Here is a 19,554-nt window from a genome sequence, read left to right as displayed (position 1 = left end):
ATCAGTATATTTTGAGGTTTAAAATGATAGATCGAGTCCAAAAGTTATACTTTTCATGACTGGAAGTCCACTTGAGGACAATGCTAATCCTTGACCTGTTTCTGGGTCCCAGCCTTCCCAATCAGAGATGGTTAAAAGGTTTTTTCCGCTTAAAAAGATTTTTAAGCCTTGGAAACCTATTTTTTCCGTGACATCGCTAGGAAGATTATAAGACAGGGAAATATCTTGCAGACGGATAAAGCTACGGTCGAAAAAACGTCTTGCCGTTACCGGCCCAGCGACTCCTGGCCGCCTGTAAGTGGCTTCAGGATTACTAGGTGTCCAGTAGTCAATATCCGTATACTTATTACTATTCTGAGCAATACCGGGTGTGCTGTAGCCACTTTGCCATGGATCATTCCTGCCCAAATAACCATCACTTCCACCTTGAATTGAGTTTATAAAAAACTTAAATGCAAAATTTTTATACGATAGTGTATTATTAATACCGAACTGATAGGCTGGCTCTGTTCTTCCTAGTATTTTTCTATCTCCTTCTGGAGATATTCCTTCCTCTCCATCTAAATCAACCAACCTTTGAAATCCAGGTTGGGACCCACTAGGTATATCTGTATCCCCAATTTGATAAAGCCCGTCGGTCACATAGTCATATATCGTTCCAATTGACTCGCCAATGAAAAGACCATTCGCTATCAAATCGTCTTCCCGTCCATCACCATCCAAATCCTCTCCTAGTAATGACTTAATTTTGTTTTTATTCCTTGCAAAATTGACGCCTATATTCCAATTTAAATTATCGCTTCGAACTGGATTGAAGTTCAAAGAAAACTCTAGACCTTTATTTTCTATCTCTCCGATGTTGGATCGAATTGAGCTAAATCCACTCAACTCTGGCAGAATAAAATCCCATAGCAAATCTTTAGTTGTGGAACGATAGTAATCAACGGTACCTGAAATCTTGTTTTGAAAAAGTCCAAAATCGACACCTATATTTATACCGTCCGTACGTTCCCACTTGAGGTCAGGATTTGCAAGTGATACTACGGTCTGGCCATTTACAGTCGATCCACCATCGCTGAACACATATCGTGAATCTTCTGGTGCCTCGATTTGGGCAAGAGAACTGTACCTAGAAGTTAAATTACCATTACTACCATAACTGCCGCGAAGTTTCAAGAGATTGAGCATGTCTGAAGCAGACAATAGTTCTTCGTTTGAAATAACCCAACCTAATCCTATTGAAGGAAAAAGAGCTGTCTTATTATTTTCGGCAAAACCACTAAATCCGTCCCTACGTAGGCTAGCGCTTAAAAGATACTTTCTTTTAAAATCGTAGTTTACCCTTCCAGTCTGTGCTGTATAACTCTCTTCCCATGCATTAGAAGAGATGACCTGATTTACGGCCTGTTCCAAATTATTATATGATAAAGCTAGATTTGAAAAATTAGTGCCCTCAGCCCTAGTCTGCTCAAAATCGATAGTATTAAATCCTGCGACAAGAGTCACTTTTAAACCATGATTTTCATCTTTACCAAAACGCTTGTCGTATGTAAGAATGTTATCTACCAAGACATCATGTGTAGAATTAGTTTGTTTAAAGGCACTGCCGGTCAAGCCTGCACCATAGATATCAGAATTCCCCTGCAATGACCACCGATAGTTGTTACTGTAGTTAACTCGAAAGTTTAATCCAGGAATTTGGGGAATATCTACAGAAGCATAGAAAATTGCAGAAATGTTATTAAGATTATCACGATCATCCTGAAGGCTTTGTAAATAAGGGTTCACGATGTTATCACCCAAAGGGTTGGGAATGAATTCACCAGATGAATCTTGAGGCATGACGAGTGGGCTCATAACTGCGAGACCGCTAATATTAGGACTTACCCCAGAAAAATCAGAAAAAGACCCAAAAGTATTTGCTCCGATAGTTAACCAATCAGTAACTTTAGTATCAATATTCACCCTTACAGTTTGACGATCATAATTATCATTTGACAACCAACCCACTTGTTTTGTCAATCCTCCTGATATAAAGTATGAAGTATTATCTGAGCTACCTCGGATACTTAATTGATGGTCCATTGTATAACCCGGTTTGGTGCTTTCGTTAAACCAGTTATAATCATTGCCCGCTGCAAGCCCATTCAATAATGGTGGAAAAAAAGAGGTATCGTTCGCCGGTGTCCAATCGGGATTTTCTTGGATAAAGTCCGGCCCAAGAAAGCCGTTTTCCCAATCCAAATCACGTGTTGCTTTCAGATATTGCTCTCGGTTCATTGTAGTCCTTTCATTTGTAGGACTTTGAACAGCATAAAAAGTCGAATAATTAATAGTGGATTTTTGAGCAGTTTTTCCTTGTTTTGTACTTACAATTACGATTCCATTTGCTGCTTGAGCTCCATAAATAGCCTTACTACTGGGGTCTTTAAGTACATCCACCGATTTAATATCCTTTGGGTTCAAATCTGCAAGTCTTCCTCGATAGATTACTCCATCCAACACGATAAGTGGATTTTGACTACCGTTCAATGTGGAACGTCCTCTGATTTGAATATCTGGCTCCGCTCCAGTCGTAGCAGTTTGGCCAATAGTTATACCCGGGAGAGCTCCTTGCAAAGATTGTAAAACGCTAGTGTTGGGTGATTCTTGAAATTGTTCAAGATCTGCCGAAACGATAGCACCAGTTAAATCTTGTTTTCTCTGAGTACCATATCCAACAAGCACTACTTCATCTAAAACTTGTGAATCCTCAGAAAGTATAATATTCAATAGATTCTGGTTTCCCACTGTGATTTCCTGAGTAGCAAAGCCAATTGAACTAAATACCAAAATCGCATCTTGACCCGATACGCTAATCGAATAGTTACCATCAAAATCAGCTACAGTTCCATTAGTAGTTCCTTTTTCGACGACATTCACTCCAGGCAAGGGTTCGTTGTCTGCTGCAATAATAGTCCCACTAACTGATACTGATTGTGCGCTGAGGCATTTTGAAATTAGTAAGAATCCAAACAGAAATAAGATGGACAATTTTTTCATACTAGTTGGTTTTTGGTTAACATCAGTTCTATGCTAAATAAACTTTATGGTTATCTCCGTGTACGTTAACGGTAAGTGATAAAAAATATATGTGAGCTTCTAAAATTTGTTATTTTTCTACCCATGAAGTAACTATTTCACCAGTATAAATTAAAGTTTTATATTGCAAACACATTACCGTTAACGTACACGGGAATACACAAATATTAAAATTATATTTGGATTACAAAAATTTTTAGTTGAAATTTTTAGTTTTTTGCTAATAAAAACCGTTATTAATTGTCAATATGATTGTATATGAGAGATAAACCAACAATAAAAGATATTGCTAAGCTTGCAAAGGTTTCTATTGGGACAGTTGATAGAGTTTTACATGATAGAGGGGATGTTTCTAAAGAAACAATTCAGCTAGTTAAGAGCATAATGGATAAAGTTAATTATGTTCCGAATACCTTTGCCAGAAACTTAGTCCTAAATAAAAATTTCAAAATCGCTGTTCTTTTACCTAAACATACAAAGGGGGAATATTGGACTGAACCCCTCAACGGTGCAAAAAAGGCATTGAAAGCCTTTAAAACATTAGGTATTTCAGTGAATGTTTATCTTTATGATCAAAAAAGCAAACAATCTTTCTTTGATACTGGTAAACAAATTTTTAATGATAAAAATGACGCCGTTCTCTTAGCACAAGTACTTTATCACGAAACCGAAATATTTCTGAAGAAATGCAAACTAAATGGAATCCCTTTTGTTTTAATTGGTTCTGGGCAACATAATTCTGGTGCAATTAGCTACATAGGTCAAAATTCATATCAGGGCGGAAGACTTGCTGGAGAACTAATTAGCTTGGGTCAGAAAAAAGAATCAAAATTTTTAATTCTAAATATCACCAAAGCCCAGAATCCCAACTTCAATGTAAACGAAAGAATAGCAGGTTTTGAGTCGTATTTTGAGGACAATTGTGGTAAACATTGTAACATTGAGATATTTTCTGTAGCACAAGAAGATAAAAAAATAATACAAAAAATTAAGAAGAAACTAAACTCGCAAGATAATATCAAAGGAATATTCGTTCCTAACTCTAAATCTTTTATTTTGGCCAAAGCCCTACTTCCCTCGAACCAGATTCGTATTGTTGGATATGATCTTCTAGATAAAAATAAACAACTGTTAGAGGACAAAAAGATAGACTTTCTAATAAATCAAAGACCTTTTGAACAGGCTTTTCAGGGTATAGAATATTTATACAAATTTCTGGGAATGCAGCAACAACCTCCACAGGTAGTTAGTTTACCCCTTGATATTGTTACACATGAAAAGTTAATGTATTACTAATGAAAATTATAAATAGAATTGCAACGAGGATTAAAGTGTAATGAAATAGAATATAAAAATGTAGGCCCTAATGTTGTCACTTCCAAAAACAAAAAATCCATAACTCCTTAATTAAAAGTGTGTTATGGATTAATTCCGTGGTCCCACCTGGACTCGAACCAGGGACCACCTGATTATGAGTCAGGTGCTCTAACCAGCTGAGCTATAGGACCGGTTATATAATTCAATATTTCAATTCTTATCCATCTGTCCCCAAATAGCTATCGGGAAGCGTTAGGTACTACAAGCAGCTGAACCGCAGGAGCAAAAATTGGACTGCAATATTACTACTTATTTTTTGGTGGTGCAAGCTATTTTATTCGCTACTTAATTATTTCTTGACATAATTCTATCAACACCCCGTTACTGCTCTTGGGATGTAGAAAAGCAACTAGTTTATTATCAGCTCCTTTTTTTGGTTTTTCGTTGATTAATGTAAAACCTTCTGCCTTTAACCTTTTCATTTCTTTTTCAATATCGTCTACAGCAAAAGCTATGTGGTGCATGCCCTCGCCGTTTTTATTCAAAAATTTAGCAATGGGTCCCGATGGCTCTGTTGCTTCTAAAAGTTCTATCTTACTTTCCCCTGTTTTGAAAAATGAGGTACGGACGCCTTCACTGGGCACTTCTTCAATCTTATAGTGCGATTGTCCTAAAAGCTTACCGAAGCGTTCATTGGCCGCTTCTAAATCGTGTACGGCTATGCCTATATGCTCTATTTTTTCCAAATGAAAGATGAATTTTATCCGTATTGGTGTTTATCCCCCTAAATTACGCTATTTCTCCGTATTTTTGCGGTATGGAAACACAACGACAGAAAAAGATTGCGGGGGTCATACAAGAAGATATCGTAGATATTCTACAGCGTGCCGCCATTGATGGTGGGTTGAAAGGTACGTTGATTTCGGTTTCAAAAGTTTCGGTAACGACCGACCTTTCTATTGCCAAAGTATATATCAGTATTTTCCCGAACAAAGATGCAAGTGAGCTTATGGAAGGAATAAAGTCCAATCAGCCGCTTATTAAGCATGAATTGGCGCAGCGCACCAAAAACCAATTGCGAAGGGTTCCTGAGCTATTGTTCTTTTTAGATGATTCTTTGGATTATATCGAAAATATTGAGAAATCACTGAAACGGGAAGAAAACCCTATTGAGAACAGAGACCTGTTGGACAAAAGAAAAAAGATGTAAGGTTGAATTTTCCGTTCTACATTGCCAAGCGATATGTTCGTTCTAAAAGCAGTCAAAATGCAGTAAACGTCATTAACTTCATTACCTTTTTGGTAACGGTTATTGGCTCTGCTGCTCTTTTTGTAGTGCTTTCTGGTTTTGCAGGACTCAAAACTTTTAGCTTATCCTTCAGTAATACTTTTGATCCTGATTTAAAGGCCTTGCCGGCCACTGGGAAATTTTTTTCTATTTCTCCCGATCAAGAAGAAAAACTCCAACAAATTGAAGGGCTTGCCTACTACTCAAAAGAGCTTGAGGAAAAAGTATATCTAAAGCATCGCGAAAAAGGCCATATTGCTTTTATAAAAGGTATTGACACCAATTACACCAATGTTATGGGTGTTGACAGTATGCTTTTGTACGGCACTTGGCGAATCAATAGCCAAGAAGCTGTTGCCGGTATTGGTGTGACCAATATTCTTGGGGTTACCATTAATCAGTACAGGAACCCTTTGGTGGTCCTTGCCCTAAAGCCAGGTAAAGGCTCGCTTACCCAGAAATCGCTTAAAACCAAATCTCTTGTGCTTAGTGGTGTCTATTCAGTAGAAGAAAATCTGGATAAAAAATATGTTTTTGCAGAACTGCCAGAGGTGCAACTGTTGTTGGAAAAGAAACCCAACGAAGTATCTGGTGTAAACTTCAAAGTCACGAATGTTGAGCAGCTTGCAGCCGTTAAAAATCAGATAGCCACAGTTCTTGGAGATACCGTATTATTAAAAGACCGGCAAGAACTAAACAGTACGTTGCACCGTATGCTCAACACTGAAAATTTAGCTACGTACCTCATCTTTACCCTGGTTTTGATCATTGCGCTTTTTAATGTGGTGGGAGCAATAATTATGATGATACTAGATAAGCTACAAAATCTTAAAACCCTGTATAGCCTTGGTACTACGCTTAAAGAGTTGCGACGAATTTATTTTGTTCAAGGAATATTGGTTACCAGTTTAGGCGGAATAATTGGGCTTGTATCCGCATCACTCTTAATATGGTCGCAAATCGCATTCGAATGGTTGAAAATAACACCTTCTCTTGCCTACCCAGTGGAGTATCAGTTTATAAACGTCCTTATTGTTTTCGGAACTATTTTTATTCTGGGAATCATCGCCTCAAAAATTGCGAGTAGCAGAATTACCAAGAAAATGATTTCAATTTAAAGTTTCGGCTTTATTAGGAAGTAAGCTACATCAAGGCAAGCCCGCGAGACATTAAAAGGAATACCCCCTTGATTTGGAAGGCGAGACTCGTGGCATTTAATCTCGATTATCGAGTAAATTGATAATCGCCAAACTTCTGAAGCACCTCATCAAAAGCAGCAAATACATCTACCGAATCATCACTGGTCACCATTTTCATACGGTGTTCCTTAAAATTAGGTATGCCTTTAAAGTAATTGGTATAGTGCCTACGGGTTTCAAAAACACCTAGTTTTTCTCCTTTCCAATCAATAGACATTTGCAAATGACGTCTTGCGGCCTCAACACGTTCTGGCATGGTTGGCGGTGCTTTGTGTGTTCCGGTTTCAAAAAAGTGCTTTACCTCATTGAAAAACCACGGATATCCAATACTGGCACGACCGATCATAGCACCGTCCAAGCCGTATTCATCGCGCATTTTTACAGCGGCTTCAGGTGTGTCTACATCGCCATTTCCGAAAACAGGAATGTGCATGCGCTGGTTGTTCTTTACTTGGGCAATAGGTTTCCAATCGGCTTCGCCTTTATACATCTGTACCCGGGTTCTACCGTGAATGGCAATCGCTTTACAGCCTACATCTTGCAAACGTTCGGCAACCTCAACTATTTTTATGGAATCACTGTCCCACCCCAAACGGGTTTTTACGGTAATCGGTAACTTGGTATGTTCCACCATTGCTTTGGTGAGCGAAACCATTAAATCAATATCTTTTAATATTCCGGCACCGGCACCTTTACTGACCACTTTTTTAACGGGACAGCCAAAATTAATATCGATAATATCCGGTTTGGACTTCTCTACAATTTCTACCGATTGCAGCATTGAGTCCAGATTAGCACCGAAAATCTGAATGCCCACAGGCCTCTCCTTTTCGTAAATATCCAACTTCATTACGCTTTTGGCAGCATCACGAATCAATCCTTCCGAAGAAATAAACTCCGTATACACCACATCTGCACCCTGTTCTTTGCATAACGCACGAAAAGGTGGGTCGCTTACATCTTCCATAGGTGCAAGAAGCAACGGAAAGTCAGGTAATTGTATGTCTCCTATTTTTGGCATGGCCGCAAATTTACAACTAATCTGCAAGCCGTTAAAATGTGGAACATAACTATCTTTACTGAAAGCTATGAATATAACCCTGCCTTTTGAGCCTATACTTTTCGGTATAAAATGGAACATGCACCTAATTCTAGAGTATTTGGCATTTTTTATCGCTTTTAGGTATTATGTCTTTCTACGAAAGCAAAGTGCCGATTCCATTACTTCCGCCAATCGGCTTTCTATAATCATTGGTGCAATTTTTGGTGCTTTACTGCTCTCTAGAGCTGTAGCCTTTTTAGAGAACCCAGTAATTCATTCACAAGAAGGGTGGATGGCCTTAATGAACAATAAAACTATAATGGGCGGACTTTTTGGAGGCTTGTTGGGTGTGGAGTTAGCAAAGATGATAATTGGCGAAAAACAGTCTGCAGGAGACCTTTTTACTTTTCCTATAATTCTTGGAATCATCATAGGGAGAGTAGGGTGCTTTTTAGCGGGAACAAACGAATTTACTTATGGTAAAAAGACCTCATTTTTTATGGGAATGAATTTAGGCGATGGTCTAAACAGACACCCTGTGGCACTGTATGAAGTGTTTTTTCTATTACTGTTGTTCATTCTTTTAACAAAGATTCAAAGAAATTCAAAGTCTTTAGAGAGCGGAATGCTTTTCAAATTTTTCATGATCTCATACTTCCTATTTCGCTTCTTTATAGAGTTTCTAAAACCGAACACCTTTTTTGTTGTGGGGCTGAGCAGCATCCAAATATTATGCTTAATTTGTCTATTATACTACCAAAAAACCATTCGCCAAGCCACTGCCTATGCCGTCAAAAAACTACACCTATTATGATTTTACACTTAGTCTTTGCCCGGAATGTTTACGACGTGTAGATGCTAAAATCGTTTTTGAGAATGATAAGGTATATATGCTCAAAAACTGTAAAGAGCATGGCAAAAGCAAGGTGCTTATTGCAGATGATATAGAATATTACAAGAATATCAGAAACTACAACAAGGCTTCTGAATACCCAAAGACTTTTAATACCAAAACCCATTATGGTTGCCCTTATGATTGTGGCCTTTGCCCAGATCATGAGCAACATTCCTGCCTAACCGTTGTTGAGCTAACCGATCGGTGCAATCTTACGTGCCCTACGTGTTACGCCTCCTCTTCACCCACCTACGGCAGACATCGTTCTGTAGAGGAAATCAAAAAAATGCTAGATGTAATCGTTAAGAACGAAGGCGAACCCGATGTTGTACAGTTAAGTGGTGGCGAACCTACGATACATCCGCAGTTTTTTGAAATAATGGATTATGCCAAAACATTGCCCATTAGGCATTTAATGGTCAACACCAACGGTATTAAAATTGCCAAAGATTTTGCTTTTGCCCAAAGATTAGCAACGTACGCTCCCGATTTTGAAATATATCTACAGTTCGACTCTTTGGATAATACGGTGCTACAAACACTAAGAGGAGCGGATTTAGCCGAAACCCGCTTAAAAGCATTAGAACACCTTAATAAACTTAACCTTTCCACAACACTTGTGGTCACCTTGCAAAAAGGATTGAACGACCACGAAATGGGAGAAACCATAGACTTTGCCGTAAAACAAAAATGTGTTCGAGGGGTAACCTTTCAACCTACTCAAGTTGCCGGTCGTTTAGAAAATTTTGAAGTTGATGACAATAGAATAACCCTAACAGAAGTCCGGAGAAAAATTTTGGAGCAATCACCTATTTTTGAAAGTGACGATCTCATTCCGGTGCCCTGCAACCCAGATGCATTGGTAATGGCATATGCCCTAAAATTAGGAGATGAGGTGAGTCCGCTTACGCGATACATTAATCCAGACGATTTATTGAACGAAGGAAAAAACACTATTATCTATGAACAAGACGAGGCATTGCATGGTAAGATGATAGAACTATTCAGCACTGGAAACTCAGTTGAAAAGGCATCGGAAAACCTGAAAAGCATCATGTGCTGTTTGCCCGAAATTGATGCACCAGAATTAGGGTATGACAATCTATTTCGCATTATCATCATGCAATTTATAGACGCTCATAATTTTGATGTGCGCGCCATTAAAAAGTCATGTGTGCATATTGTAAATAAAGATTATAAAATCATCCCTTTTGAAACAATGAACTTGTTTTATAGAGATGATAAGGTGACGTACTTAGAACAACTACAAAACGAAATGGTATGATCGGACTTGTATTTTTAATGATTGGCCCACCTATTATTTTTTTCATTCTGGCCATAGTAGGATTGATTAAGAAAAACAGTAAAATGGCCAAGATTTTCTTTATTCTTACAGGTGTTTATCTCCTCATCAGTTTTGGAACTTGTGGTATTATGCTCAGTAATTTTACGCTAGATACAAAGTAGAGTACCGTTACATACTTTCTAAATTCGGTTGCGCTCGTCTACCCTTTTGGATTTCTTATTATCCCGCATTTTGGAGTTACCAAATTTGTAGCGTAGCCCCATGACTAGCAAACGGTTCTCTCCTCTTTTTAACGAAGTGCCATTTTGATCTTGATAATGTCTGGTATTAAACTGATTACCCTGATTGAAAATATCCTCAACTCCTAAAGAAATACTTAATCTTTTGTCATATAAGGTTTTCCTAGCCATTAAGTTCAATGCCCCAAAAGCATCAAATTTTGTATTGCCAGACAACATGGCCGTTGTGTAAACAAGATTAAGGTCTACCGTTAAAGATTTATCATCCAAAAAGCTAAAACTATTACTGTTTCGTATAAACCAGCCTAGTTGGTCCAACTCTACCATACTATTGGTACTTATATTAATGAAATTGAAAGTTTCACTATAAAAACTAGTAAGCAGATAGCAATTATAAAAGTTAGAGAAACTCTTATTTACTGAAAAGTCTATTCCATAAGACGTTTCTTGTGCCACGTTAGATGAAATAAATTGCAGCAGATTATTGTCGTTATTTTGAAAAATAAGCTCAGACAATCCGTTTTTCGCTTTTTTATAAAACAGCTCTACCGTATAGCTTTTATCAAAAGTATATCCGCCAGCAATATAGTATCTCGTGGCAGGCAATAATTCAGGATCTCCTTCAATAGTAGAAAACGTACTTTGAAAGGTTTGAAATGGATTTACATTATTATAACGTGGCCTACTAATTTTTCTAAAATAATATAAATCAAAACTGTGATTTTCATTTGGTATATACTGAATGGAAAAAGATGGGAAAAACTGAAGATTATGACGTTCCACAGACAAAACATCGGTATCCAGCTCCCCTTCCGTTTTGGCATACTCTGCTCGCAAACCAGATTTCATTTTCCAATGCTCCCACTTACCCGAATAGGAAATATAGGCTGCGTAAATAGATTCGTCATAATCAAAATTCCCCACTTCAGACGGGTCAATTCCTGGTTGGTCCCTATCAAAACCTTGTTGCGTTATACTGCTCTTAGAAGATATTCCCGCATAGCGTAAACCTGCTCCAACTCTACCAGAATCTCCAACCGGTGATTCGTAATCGCCTTGAAAACTATACAGGTTGATTTCTTGCTCAGAATCCGTTGTAAAATCATTATTTCCAGAGAGCGTTCCGTTCGTATCATAAAAGATAGACTCTAGTATTTGGTCTCTTGTATGGTCATAATAGGTATAATGACCATTAAACGAAAGTTGGGCTCCCTTTTCATTTAAATCATATATATAATCTATATAATAAGAAGTGTTCAGTTTCTGTATTTCGGAATTGTTTAATGTGTGAAAACGAGAAAATTCATCATCGCCTACTACATCAGTATCTGTATCGTAAACACGATTTCTACTAGGTTGCCATAAGGTTATGGTAGTAAAGCTCAACCTGCTTTTTTCATTTATATCATAATCGAAAAAAACGGAAAGGTTATGTTGCTTACTATTATTGAGATATTCTTGCTCTGCAGACCACGTAGAAATGGTATTGTCTTCAGTAAAATTTGTGATATCCGTATAATAACTAACATCTCTATCTTGCTTAAAACTATAATTAAGTGATAGTTGGGTTTTCTTTCCCTTAAAAAAATGGTCCGTACCTATGGTGTGTTTGGGAAGCACCCCTTGAATGTATTTATTATAGATTGCACCGTTATAACCTGCAATTATATTCTTCTTCATCACAATATTGATGAGTGCACTTTCCTCTGCACTATACTTAGCAGGAGGATTGGTTATTACCTCAATACTTTGCACATTACCAGCAGAAGTACCAGATAGTAGGTTTACAATATCATCATGAGGAATATTTACTTTTCTCCCATTAATTAAGATACCTACTGATGTACTACCCTTAACACTCAGGTTTTCACCAATAACCATTACACTTGGTGTTATTTTAAGTACATCCCAAACATCACCATCTGCATAGGCTGTGTTTTCGATGTTAAAAACCAATCGGTCTATTTTTCGTTCTAACCTAGGTTTAAGGGAAGTAACAATCACCTCATCTAACTCTTGGTCCGCATCGTCCAGAATTAATGGTTCTATTTCCATATCAGCATTCAATTGAACCGCTTTTATAGCACTCTCGTTACCAATAAAACTAGCCTTGATTAAATAGTTTCCTGCAGTAATGCCTTTCATCTTAAAAGTTCCGCTTTCGTCAGTAGAGGTTCCATTGATTACAGAAGAATCTGTTGCACTCAATAGTAAAACGTTTGCAAAAGAAACAGCATTATCTTCCTGACTCTTTACTGTACCCGAAATGACAAAGTCTTGGGAATAAAGTAGGCAGTTAAAGGATAGTAGAAAAAATAAGGGGCAAATAAAGTTTTTCACTAAACATTAGATTCTATCTCAAATCTAACATATTTTAAGTAAAATCCTACACATATGGTTGTATTATTATGCTTGCATAGCTCTTTAGTTTTTAAATTAGTACGAAACTGCTTAGGGTTTTAACTATCTTTTTCCTTGTTTATCAGAACTTTAAGTTCTCCACATGATTCAGAAGATTCTTTTAAACTAGATTCTACTACAGTGTATTTAACCCTTAATTGACCCTCGTAATCTACCTCTATAATACTGTTTTCTCCCGTATGGGTTAAGTTATAACTTATGGTTTTTCCAAAAAACTCTAACCAATCTAATTTTTGGGTAAACTCCATATATTCTTCTACAACTATGAAAATTGAAAAGCTATAAGGACATTTATATTTAGTCCCCTTTCTGTGGTCTGTGTACATAAGTAAACAAATGTCCTGGTTAAGTTCTCCCCATTTCTTCATTTTATAAAGAAACTTATCAGTGTTATAGTCCGGATTTAACATAAAAAATGCTTGTTTACTCATCAAAATAACCCTAAATTTAATAGCCTATGCTATCACAGCTGTTACGATTTCCGAAATTGTAACAATCCCATTACTTCATCTTAACCTCTTTGTATGCTAACGGACATTCTTCAGTTTATCGGAGTGCTATTCTGTCTTTTTACAGCATTTCTTATTCGCTTTCGGCTAAATAAGGATAATTCATTTTCTGGGCACCTTTTAGCTACGCTACTGTTTTTGATTGCCGTTTGCAATAGTTTCTATCTCTTTATTATATATGGTATTATTAACTACTTTCCCTATTTATACAAAGTACCAGCACCTATAACATTTTTAATATTTCCACTGTCCTACCTTTATGTTAGGGCTGTTCTGAACGGAGAAAATTCATTTAAAAAAGTAGATGCCATTCATCTGCTTCCGTTTGTATTCTTTATGGTAAATTATTTTCCGTTTTATATCATGCCTCTTGATGAAAAATCTCAAATGGTATATGAGATAACAAAGGATTTTTCTAAAACCTATATCGGTCAGGACGGGTTGCTCCCTGAATGGGTAAACATTAGTTGTAGGGCACTTTCGTCTATTCTGTATTTAATATTACAGTGGCATTTGATTATCACTTTTTTCAAGCATAAAACACATATTTCCTCTAAACAATTTGCTTTAGTAAAAAAGTGGGTTTTTGACTTGACCATAATACAGACCGTTCATAGCGTGTCATTAATTATTCTGTACATTGCGAATGCGCTTATGGCCATGAACATTATTCCTTTTGCTCATTTCATTCACATTGTTTTAGGTCTTTTCGTATCCGGCAGCTTTCTCTTTGTGTCCTGTTATCTACTTTGGAGCCCAAACCTATTGATAGGTCTACCTTATATATCTTTTAAAAACTACGATGCCACAGTCAATTCACCCAAACCTGATATTGGCTCCGTTTTTTCAGAACTGGAGACTCATCTTAATAAAACAAAACTCTTTTTAGACCCTAACTTAAAAATAGACACGCTTTCCAGAGCCACCAACATAGCCTCCAGAAAGATTACCCATACCATAAGCGAATCTGACTATAATAATTTTAATGATTATATTAATCAAATGCGTATTGGCTACGCCGCAGAAAAAATTAAAGACAATTACTTGGACACGTACTCGGTAGAAGCACTCTCACTCACCTGTGGCTTCAACTCAAAAAATGCTTTCTACAGGGCCTTTAAAAAAGCCTACGGTTGCACACCTGGCCAATATGATTCAAATAATTTAGATTCGGACAACCATACAATAGAGCCATAAAATACTTTGCACCTATGGTCTTTAATGAAAGAGGATTAAAATAACGTATCTTTGCCAACTTAATGTAAAAGGATTTGCTTGCCGAAATGAGCTCACCATCAATGAAGAACATTAGAAACTTTTGTATCATCGCCCATATTGACCACGGTAAAAGTACCTTGGCAGACCGTTTATTAGACTTTACAGGATCTGTAACAGACCGTGAAAAGAAAGAACAGTTATTAGATAGTATGGACTTGGAGCGTGAACGTGGTATTACCATAAAGAGCCATGCCATACAAATGGACTATACCTATAAAGGGGAACAATATGTTTTAAACTTAATTGACACACCAGGCCACGTAGACTTCTCATACGAAGTATCTAGATCCATTGCTGCATGTGAAGGTGCGTTATTAGTCGTAGATGCTGCCCAGAGTATTCAGGCACAAACTATATCTAACCTTTACCTTGCTTTAGAGAATGATTTAGAAATTATTCCTGTTTTGAACAAGGTAGACTTACCGAGCGCAAACCCAGAAGAAGTTACCGATGATATTGTAGACCTCTTGGGCTGCAAGGCCGAAGACGTAATACCTGCCAGTGCAAAAACGGGTATAGGTATTGAAGAAATTCTTGCTGCTATAATTGAACATGTACCTGCACCAACAGGCACACCGGATGAAGCTTTACAGGCATTGGTATTTGACTCGGTTTACAACCCTTTTCGTGGTGTTGAGACCTATTTTAGGGTTATTAACGGAGAAATTAAAAAAGGACAAAAGATAAAATTTGTAGCAACGGACAAAGACTATTTTGCAGATGAAGTAGGAACTTTAAAGTTGACACAACACCCCAAGCAATCTATTAAAACGGGAGATGTAGGTTATCTGATCACGGGGATAAAAGATGCGCGTGAAGTTAAAGTTGGTGATACTATCACCGATGCTGTAAATCCTACTAAAAATCCAATTGGAGGTTTTGAAGATGTAAAACCCATGGTTTTTGCAGGTATCTACCCTGTAGATACGGATGAATTTGAAGAATTACGTTCTTCAATGGAAAAACTACAACTTAATGACGCGTCATTGGTATTTGCTCCTGAAAGCAGTGCTGCCCTTGGTTTTGGATTTAGATGTGGTTTCTTGGGAATGCTTCATATGGAAATCATTCAAGAACGTTTAGAGCGAGAATTTAATATGACCGTAATTACTACGGTACCCAATGTAAGCTACCATGCATTTACGCGTAAAGACCCAGACAAGCCGTTAATTGTAAACAATCCTACAGACCTTCCGGATCCTTCAACCATAGATCGTGTAGAAGAGCCTTATATAAAAGCTACCATCATTACAAAAGCAGATTTTGTAGGTAATGTAATGTCCTTATGTATTGAAAAAAGAGGACAAATTACAAATCAGACTTATTTAACTACAGAGCGTGTAGAGCTGAATTTTGACATGCCTTTAGCTGAAATTGTTTTCGATTTTTATGATCGATTAAAAACGGTCTCAAAAGGGTATGCTTCTTTTGATTATGCTCCAATTGGTATGCGAACCTCTAAACTAGTTCGTGTTGATATTTTATTAAATGCTCAACCTGTAGATGCCCTTTCTGCCCTAATTCATGCTGATAATGCGGTGACTATTGGTAAGAAGATGTGTGAAAAATTAAAAGAACTTATACCAAGACAACAATTTGATATTCCAATTCAAGCTGCTATTGGTGCAAAAATAATATCTAGAGAAACTACCAAAGCATTACGTAAAGATGTAACAGCTAAATGTTATGGAGGTGATATTTCACGTAAACGTAAACTTTTGGAGAAACAAAAGAAAGGTAAAAAACGAATGCGCCAAGTAGGTAATGTAGAAGTGCCGCAAGAAGCTTTTATGGCAGTTCTTAAATTGAACGACTAAAGAAAAAAGTCCCTTACATCAATGATGTAAGGGACTTTTTCTTTTCGCTACTTTTACTCCTATTCTTTAAGAGCAACTACTTCTCCTCCTTCTTCTAAAGTGGTGTGACCCAATTCCTCTCCTATAGTAAACGTATCTATACCTACTTCCTCATCAACATAATCAACAGTATATGAGTCTTCGGTTTTAGTCCATCTAAAGGCAGTTTCATAATCTACCTCATCGTTCATCATTTCTTTATAATGACCTGTTCTATCATTCTTAAAAACCCATTCATCAGTATAAGATGTAGTAGCGCCTCCAGTAGGTGTACTACTGAATTCAGAAACCCAGGTACCAAGAATTGCATCCGTATCGTCCTGATCCTTTGAACAACTGGTAAAAGCTACTGTACTAGCCAAGGCAAAAAATAGAAATAGTTTTTTCATAATAGATTTGGTTTAAGAATATTACAGTTTAAGTAGAAATAAAACGACTCTTCAATCGGAATATTGCTGTCTCCTATAGCTCCAAAGTCTTTTATGCTATTTCCTATAGATAGTGATAAGATGCGCAAACTGCTTTAAATCAATTAATTTCAACGTTCTTACAGGAAGGTTGTTTTTTTCTTACAAAAAATTGAATGTTTGGGCAATTTTTAACCGCAGTATCTGTTTTAAAGATGTAAAACTATTTCACTGAAAATGACCACGTATATAGCCCATTTTACCGCAAAGCATAATGTAATTCCAACGGAGCAAAATTCCATATTTATATGGCGGCAAGAGAGTGGCGAGGTAGATATAAAACTTCTAGAAGATAAAATTAAAAGAGAGTCATCCATACACTTTTACGGCCTTGCAACAGACGATCAGGTGGAGGTAAAACAAGATGACATCAACATCAACGTTTTTAAAACAATGCCGTTTTCAGGTTAGAAATTACGATAAATACATCTCAAGACCCAGACTCAGAAATTCGGCAATGTTCAATACAAAGGAGCTTATTCTATATTGAGTTATTCCGCGTCCTGTTGCTCTATTTCAACTTCATCTTTGGTTTCATCAACATCAAAGATTTTTCCTAAATAAACTAATCGGTATTTATCTGTAATATCCTCAAAGTCTGTACTAAAGCTTGATATAATCTGTAGATCCCCTTTGGGTGTCTTTAAAAAAATAGGAACAACATTCTCATCGGCCTTTGTAATTTCTATTAATGCCTCATAGTGCTCTTTATCCTTTAACTCTATCTCATGTACTGCAGGATACTTACGTGCGGTCTCTGTTAATTTAATGAAGTCGTCAGTGTGTGAGAACAACCCCTCTTTAGGGTTATTTTCTGGATTGTTCATCTCATCTGCATTTACCAACCGAAATGATCCATTTGCCCCAAATTCTTTTCCAAAATTATTGACTGCATATTTATTAATATCCGAGTTACCTGTCAAAGCCATAAGATACCCCACATCGTTAAGTTCTATATTGTCCGTTAGTGAATCTGCATAAATATTGGCAGTAAAAGCCTCTAGCCCTAGTTTCTTAGCCTTGATAATGTTGGTTTGGTTATTATCAATCAAGACTACGTGGCGGTTGTTTTTATTAAGGTAGTCGGCAATAAGACGAGATGCTTTTGAAGCGCCAATGATAAGTATACCCTCTGATTTAGTCAAGAACACCCCAATAGCTTTGGCAAACATACGGGCCGTGGTAGCATTTAGCAATACTGTACCCAAAACAATCATAAATACTAAAGGTGTAATAAACTCTGCTCCAGCCTCGCCTTTAGCCAATAATTTTGAACCAAATAACGAAGCAATACCTGCAGCAACAATACCTCTTGGCCCTACCCAACCAATAAACAGTTTTTCGTTGAATTTCAGATTAGAATTTATTGAACTGAGAAATACCCCCAAAGGCCTTATTATAAAAACAATAATTGCGAACAGCCCTGCGGTTTTCCAATTTAGAATCAATTCAAGGTCAGAAATATTGATATTCGCTGCCAATAAAATAAACAAGATAGAAATCAATATAATACTGAGTGATTCTTTAAAGTAAAGCAATTCTTTTATATTCGGAAGGTCAGTATTACCCATTACCATACCCATTACAACCACTGCTAAAAGACCAGATTCGTGCGCAAATGAATCTGACATTACAAACACTAAAAGCACGGTTGAAAGTGAGACTACATTCAACAAATAATGTGGAATAAAGTTTTTCTTAATCACAAATGTCAATGCATGGGCAAAAGTAAAACCAAAAGTAAATCCGAAAAGTAGAATCTTACCGAACTCTATTAAAGCTGTTATTGTATAGGCTTTTCCCTCTCCAACACTTATAAATTCAAAAACCAATACGGCAGCCAAAGCTCCAATGGGGTCAATTAATATTCCTTCCCATTTCAATACGGCAGAAACATCTTTCTTTAAAGGAATATTTCTTAAGATAGGTGTTATAACTGTAGGCCCGGTCACAATAATTAAAGCGGCAAACAGGAAAGAAATCTGCCAGCTCAACTCAAAAATGTAATGCGTAGCAATACCAGCGCATAAAAAAGTGACCAAAGACCCTAACGTAATCAGTTTCGTTATTACCGGCCCTATATTTCTAATTTCTGAGCGTTTTAACGTAAGTCCGCCTTCAAAAAGAATAATACTTATGGCTAGCGAAACAAAATAATAAAGTGATTCTCCAGGGAAAAGACCTTTTTCACCATTCCAAATAGGCTGAATAAGTTTTTGCCCATCTTCCATATATAGCGAGGCTATTGGCCCCACTAACAGGCCTATAAGAATTAACGGAAGAATTGCAGGTAACTTTAAACGCCATGCAAACCATTGCGCTAATATTCCTAAAATGACAATTCCTGCAAGTTCTACCATAGCTTTTTCGTTAAGATTGAAAAATAACTATTTTATCTGAAAAAATACAATTGAACAAGTCAAGATATTTCTTTTTTATTGATAGCCTATATGGGAAATCCGTTATTTATTCATGGCGTCAGAACTACAGCCGCTTAAAACTGTTTTATTTGGCTTATTTTCTCCGTTTCTTTGAAGGTAACTATAAGTGAATCGAACAATAAGATTCTTGAGCAAACGGAGCACCAAAACTTAGAGGAAGAACTTCAATGAAAAAGAGGGAGTTCATGTCGCGAAATTACAGATACCCGTGCTTC

16 protein-coding genes and 1 tRNA gene are annotated in these 19,554 nt (G+C 36.9%); 9 read left to right on the top strand and 8 right to left on the bottom strand.

Features of this window, described 5'->3' with window-relative positions:
- Window positions 1–18: 18 nt before the first annotated feature.
- A complete protein-coding gene (locus tag IWC72_RS06380; protein ID WP_194529207.1) occupies window positions 19–3,042 on the bottom strand; it encodes a SusC/RagA family TonB-linked outer membrane protein in 3,024 nt (1,007 codons plus the stop codon).
- 297 nt (window positions 3,043–3,339) lie between these two features.
- Between IWC72_RS06380 and IWC72_RS06375 the strand changes: the two genes are divergently transcribed.
- On the top strand, window positions 3,340–4,377 hold the full coding sequence (locus tag IWC72_RS06375) for a LacI family DNA-binding transcriptional regulator (RefSeq protein WP_194529206.1): 1,038 nt from the start codon (window positions 3,340–3,342) through the stop codon (window positions 4,375–4,377).
- 138 nt (window positions 4,378–4,515) lie between these two features.
- Here the strand turns inward: IWC72_RS06375 and IWC72_RS06370 are convergent.
- Window positions 4,516–4,589, bottom strand: a tRNA-Ile gene (locus IWC72_RS06370).
- Window positions 4,590–4,739: 150 nt separating this feature from the next.
- Window positions 4,740–5,144: a methylmalonyl-CoA epimerase gene (mce, locus tag IWC72_RS06365; protein ID WP_194529205.1), complete on the bottom strand. Its 405-nt coding sequence runs from the start codon at window positions 5,142–5,144 to the stop codon at window positions 4,740–4,742.
- A 71-nt stretch (window positions 5,145–5,215) separates the two neighbouring features.
- Here mce and rbfA point away from each other — a divergent pair, with 71 nt between their 5' ends.
- On the top strand, window positions 5,216–5,608 hold the full coding sequence (rbfA, locus tag IWC72_RS06360; protein WP_194525372.1) for a 30S ribosome-binding factor RbfA: 393 nt from the start codon (window positions 5,216–5,218) through the stop codon (window positions 5,606–5,608).
- Between the two features lie 2 nt (window positions 5,609–5,610).
- A complete protein-coding gene (locus IWC72_RS06355) occupies window positions 5,611–6,804 on the top strand; it encodes an ABC transporter permease (RefSeq protein ID WP_194529204.1) in 1,194 nt (397 codons plus the stop codon).
- Between the two features lie 106 nt (window positions 6,805–6,910).
- Here the strand turns inward: IWC72_RS06355 and dusB are convergent, their stop codons facing one another.
- A complete protein-coding gene (dusB, locus tag IWC72_RS06350) occupies window positions 6,911–7,906 on the bottom strand; it encodes a tRNA dihydrouridine synthase DusB (protein WP_194529203.1) in 996 nt (331 codons plus the stop codon).
- Window positions 7,907–7,973: 67 nt separating this feature from the next.
- Here dusB and IWC72_RS06345 point away from each other — a divergent pair, with 67 nt between their 5' ends.
- From IWC72_RS06345 to IWC72_RS06335, 3 genes are read left to right on the top strand one after another with little or no spacing between them, the layout of a single operon-like run.
- A complete protein-coding gene (locus IWC72_RS06345) occupies window positions 7,974–8,741 on the top strand; it encodes a prolipoprotein diacylglyceryl transferase family protein (RefSeq protein WP_226979506.1) in 768 nt (255 codons plus the stop codon).
- Window positions 8,713–10,107: a radical SAM protein gene (locus IWC72_RS06340; RefSeq protein WP_194529202.1), complete on the top strand. Its 1,395-nt coding sequence runs from the start codon at window positions 8,713–8,715 to the stop codon at window positions 10,105–10,107. The genes IWC72_RS06345 and IWC72_RS06340 overlap by 29 nt, the downstream gene beginning before the upstream one ends.
- Window positions 10,104–10,289: a hypothetical protein gene (locus IWC72_RS06335; RefSeq protein WP_194525368.1), complete on the top strand. Its 186-nt coding sequence runs from the start codon at window positions 10,104–10,106 to the stop codon at window positions 10,287–10,289. The genes IWC72_RS06340 and IWC72_RS06335 overlap by 4 nt, the downstream gene beginning before the upstream one ends.
- An 18-nt stretch (window positions 10,290–10,307) precedes the next feature.
- Here IWC72_RS06335 and IWC72_RS06330 read toward each other — a convergent pair whose 3' ends face one another.
- Window positions 10,308–12,707 carry an outer membrane beta-barrel protein gene (locus IWC72_RS06330; RefSeq protein WP_194529201.1) on the bottom strand — a complete coding sequence of 800 codons (2,400 nt, stop codon included), beginning with the start codon at window positions 12,705–12,707 and terminating at the stop codon, window positions 10,308–10,310.
- 119 nt (window positions 12,708–12,826) lie between these two features.
- A complete protein-coding gene (locus tag IWC72_RS06325) occupies window positions 12,827–13,219 on the bottom strand; it encodes a hypothetical protein (protein WP_194525366.1) in 393 nt (130 codons plus the stop codon).
- Window positions 13,220–13,312: 93 nt separating this feature from the next.
- Here IWC72_RS06325 and IWC72_RS06320 point away from each other — a divergent pair, with 93 nt between their 5' ends.
- Together IWC72_RS06320 and lepA are read left to right on the top strand one after the other, a co-directional pair.
- Window positions 13,313–14,494: a helix-turn-helix domain-containing protein gene (locus IWC72_RS06320; RefSeq protein ID WP_194525365.1), complete on the top strand. Its 1,182-nt coding sequence runs from the start codon at window positions 13,313–13,315 to the stop codon at window positions 14,492–14,494.
- A gap of 101 nt (window positions 14,495–14,595) precedes the next feature.
- A complete protein-coding gene (gene lepA, locus IWC72_RS06315; protein ID WP_194525364.1) occupies window positions 14,596–16,392 on the top strand; it encodes a translation elongation factor 4 in 1,797 nt (598 codons plus the stop codon).
- A 59-nt stretch (window positions 16,393–16,451) separates the two neighbouring features.
- Here lepA and IWC72_RS06310 read toward each other — a convergent pair whose 3' ends face one another.
- Window positions 16,452–16,820, bottom strand: a complete 369-nt coding sequence (locus IWC72_RS06310) for a hypothetical protein (protein WP_194529200.1) — start codon at window positions 16,818–16,820, stop codon at window positions 16,452–16,454.
- 255 nt (window positions 16,821–17,075) lie between these two features.
- Here IWC72_RS06310 and IWC72_RS06305 point away from each other — a divergent pair, with 255 nt between their 5' ends.
- Entirely contained in the window at window positions 17,076–17,309 is a 234-nt protein-coding gene (locus IWC72_RS06305) for a GTP-binding protein LepA (protein ID WP_194525362.1), read from the top strand.
- An 80-nt stretch (window positions 17,310–17,389) separates the two neighbouring features.
- On the opposite strand, the gene IWC72_RS06300 is transcribed toward IWC72_RS06305, so the two are convergent.
- The gene (locus IWC72_RS06300) at window positions 17,390–19,258 is read right to left on the bottom strand and encodes a cation:proton antiporter (RefSeq protein ID WP_194529199.1); all 1,869 of its coding nucleotides are present in this window, start codon (window positions 19,256–19,258) and stop codon (window positions 17,390–17,392) included.
- Between the last annotated feature and the right edge of the window lie 296 nt (window positions 19,259–19,554).

This window comes from Zobellia roscoffensis, assembly GCF_015330165.1.
GTDB classification, from domain to species: domain Bacteria; phylum Bacteroidota; class Bacteroidia; order Flavobacteriales; family Flavobacteriaceae; genus Zobellia; species Zobellia roscoffensis.
Note: the sequence above shows the minus strand (reverse complement) of the source record. Positions and strands in the feature narration are given on the sequence as shown.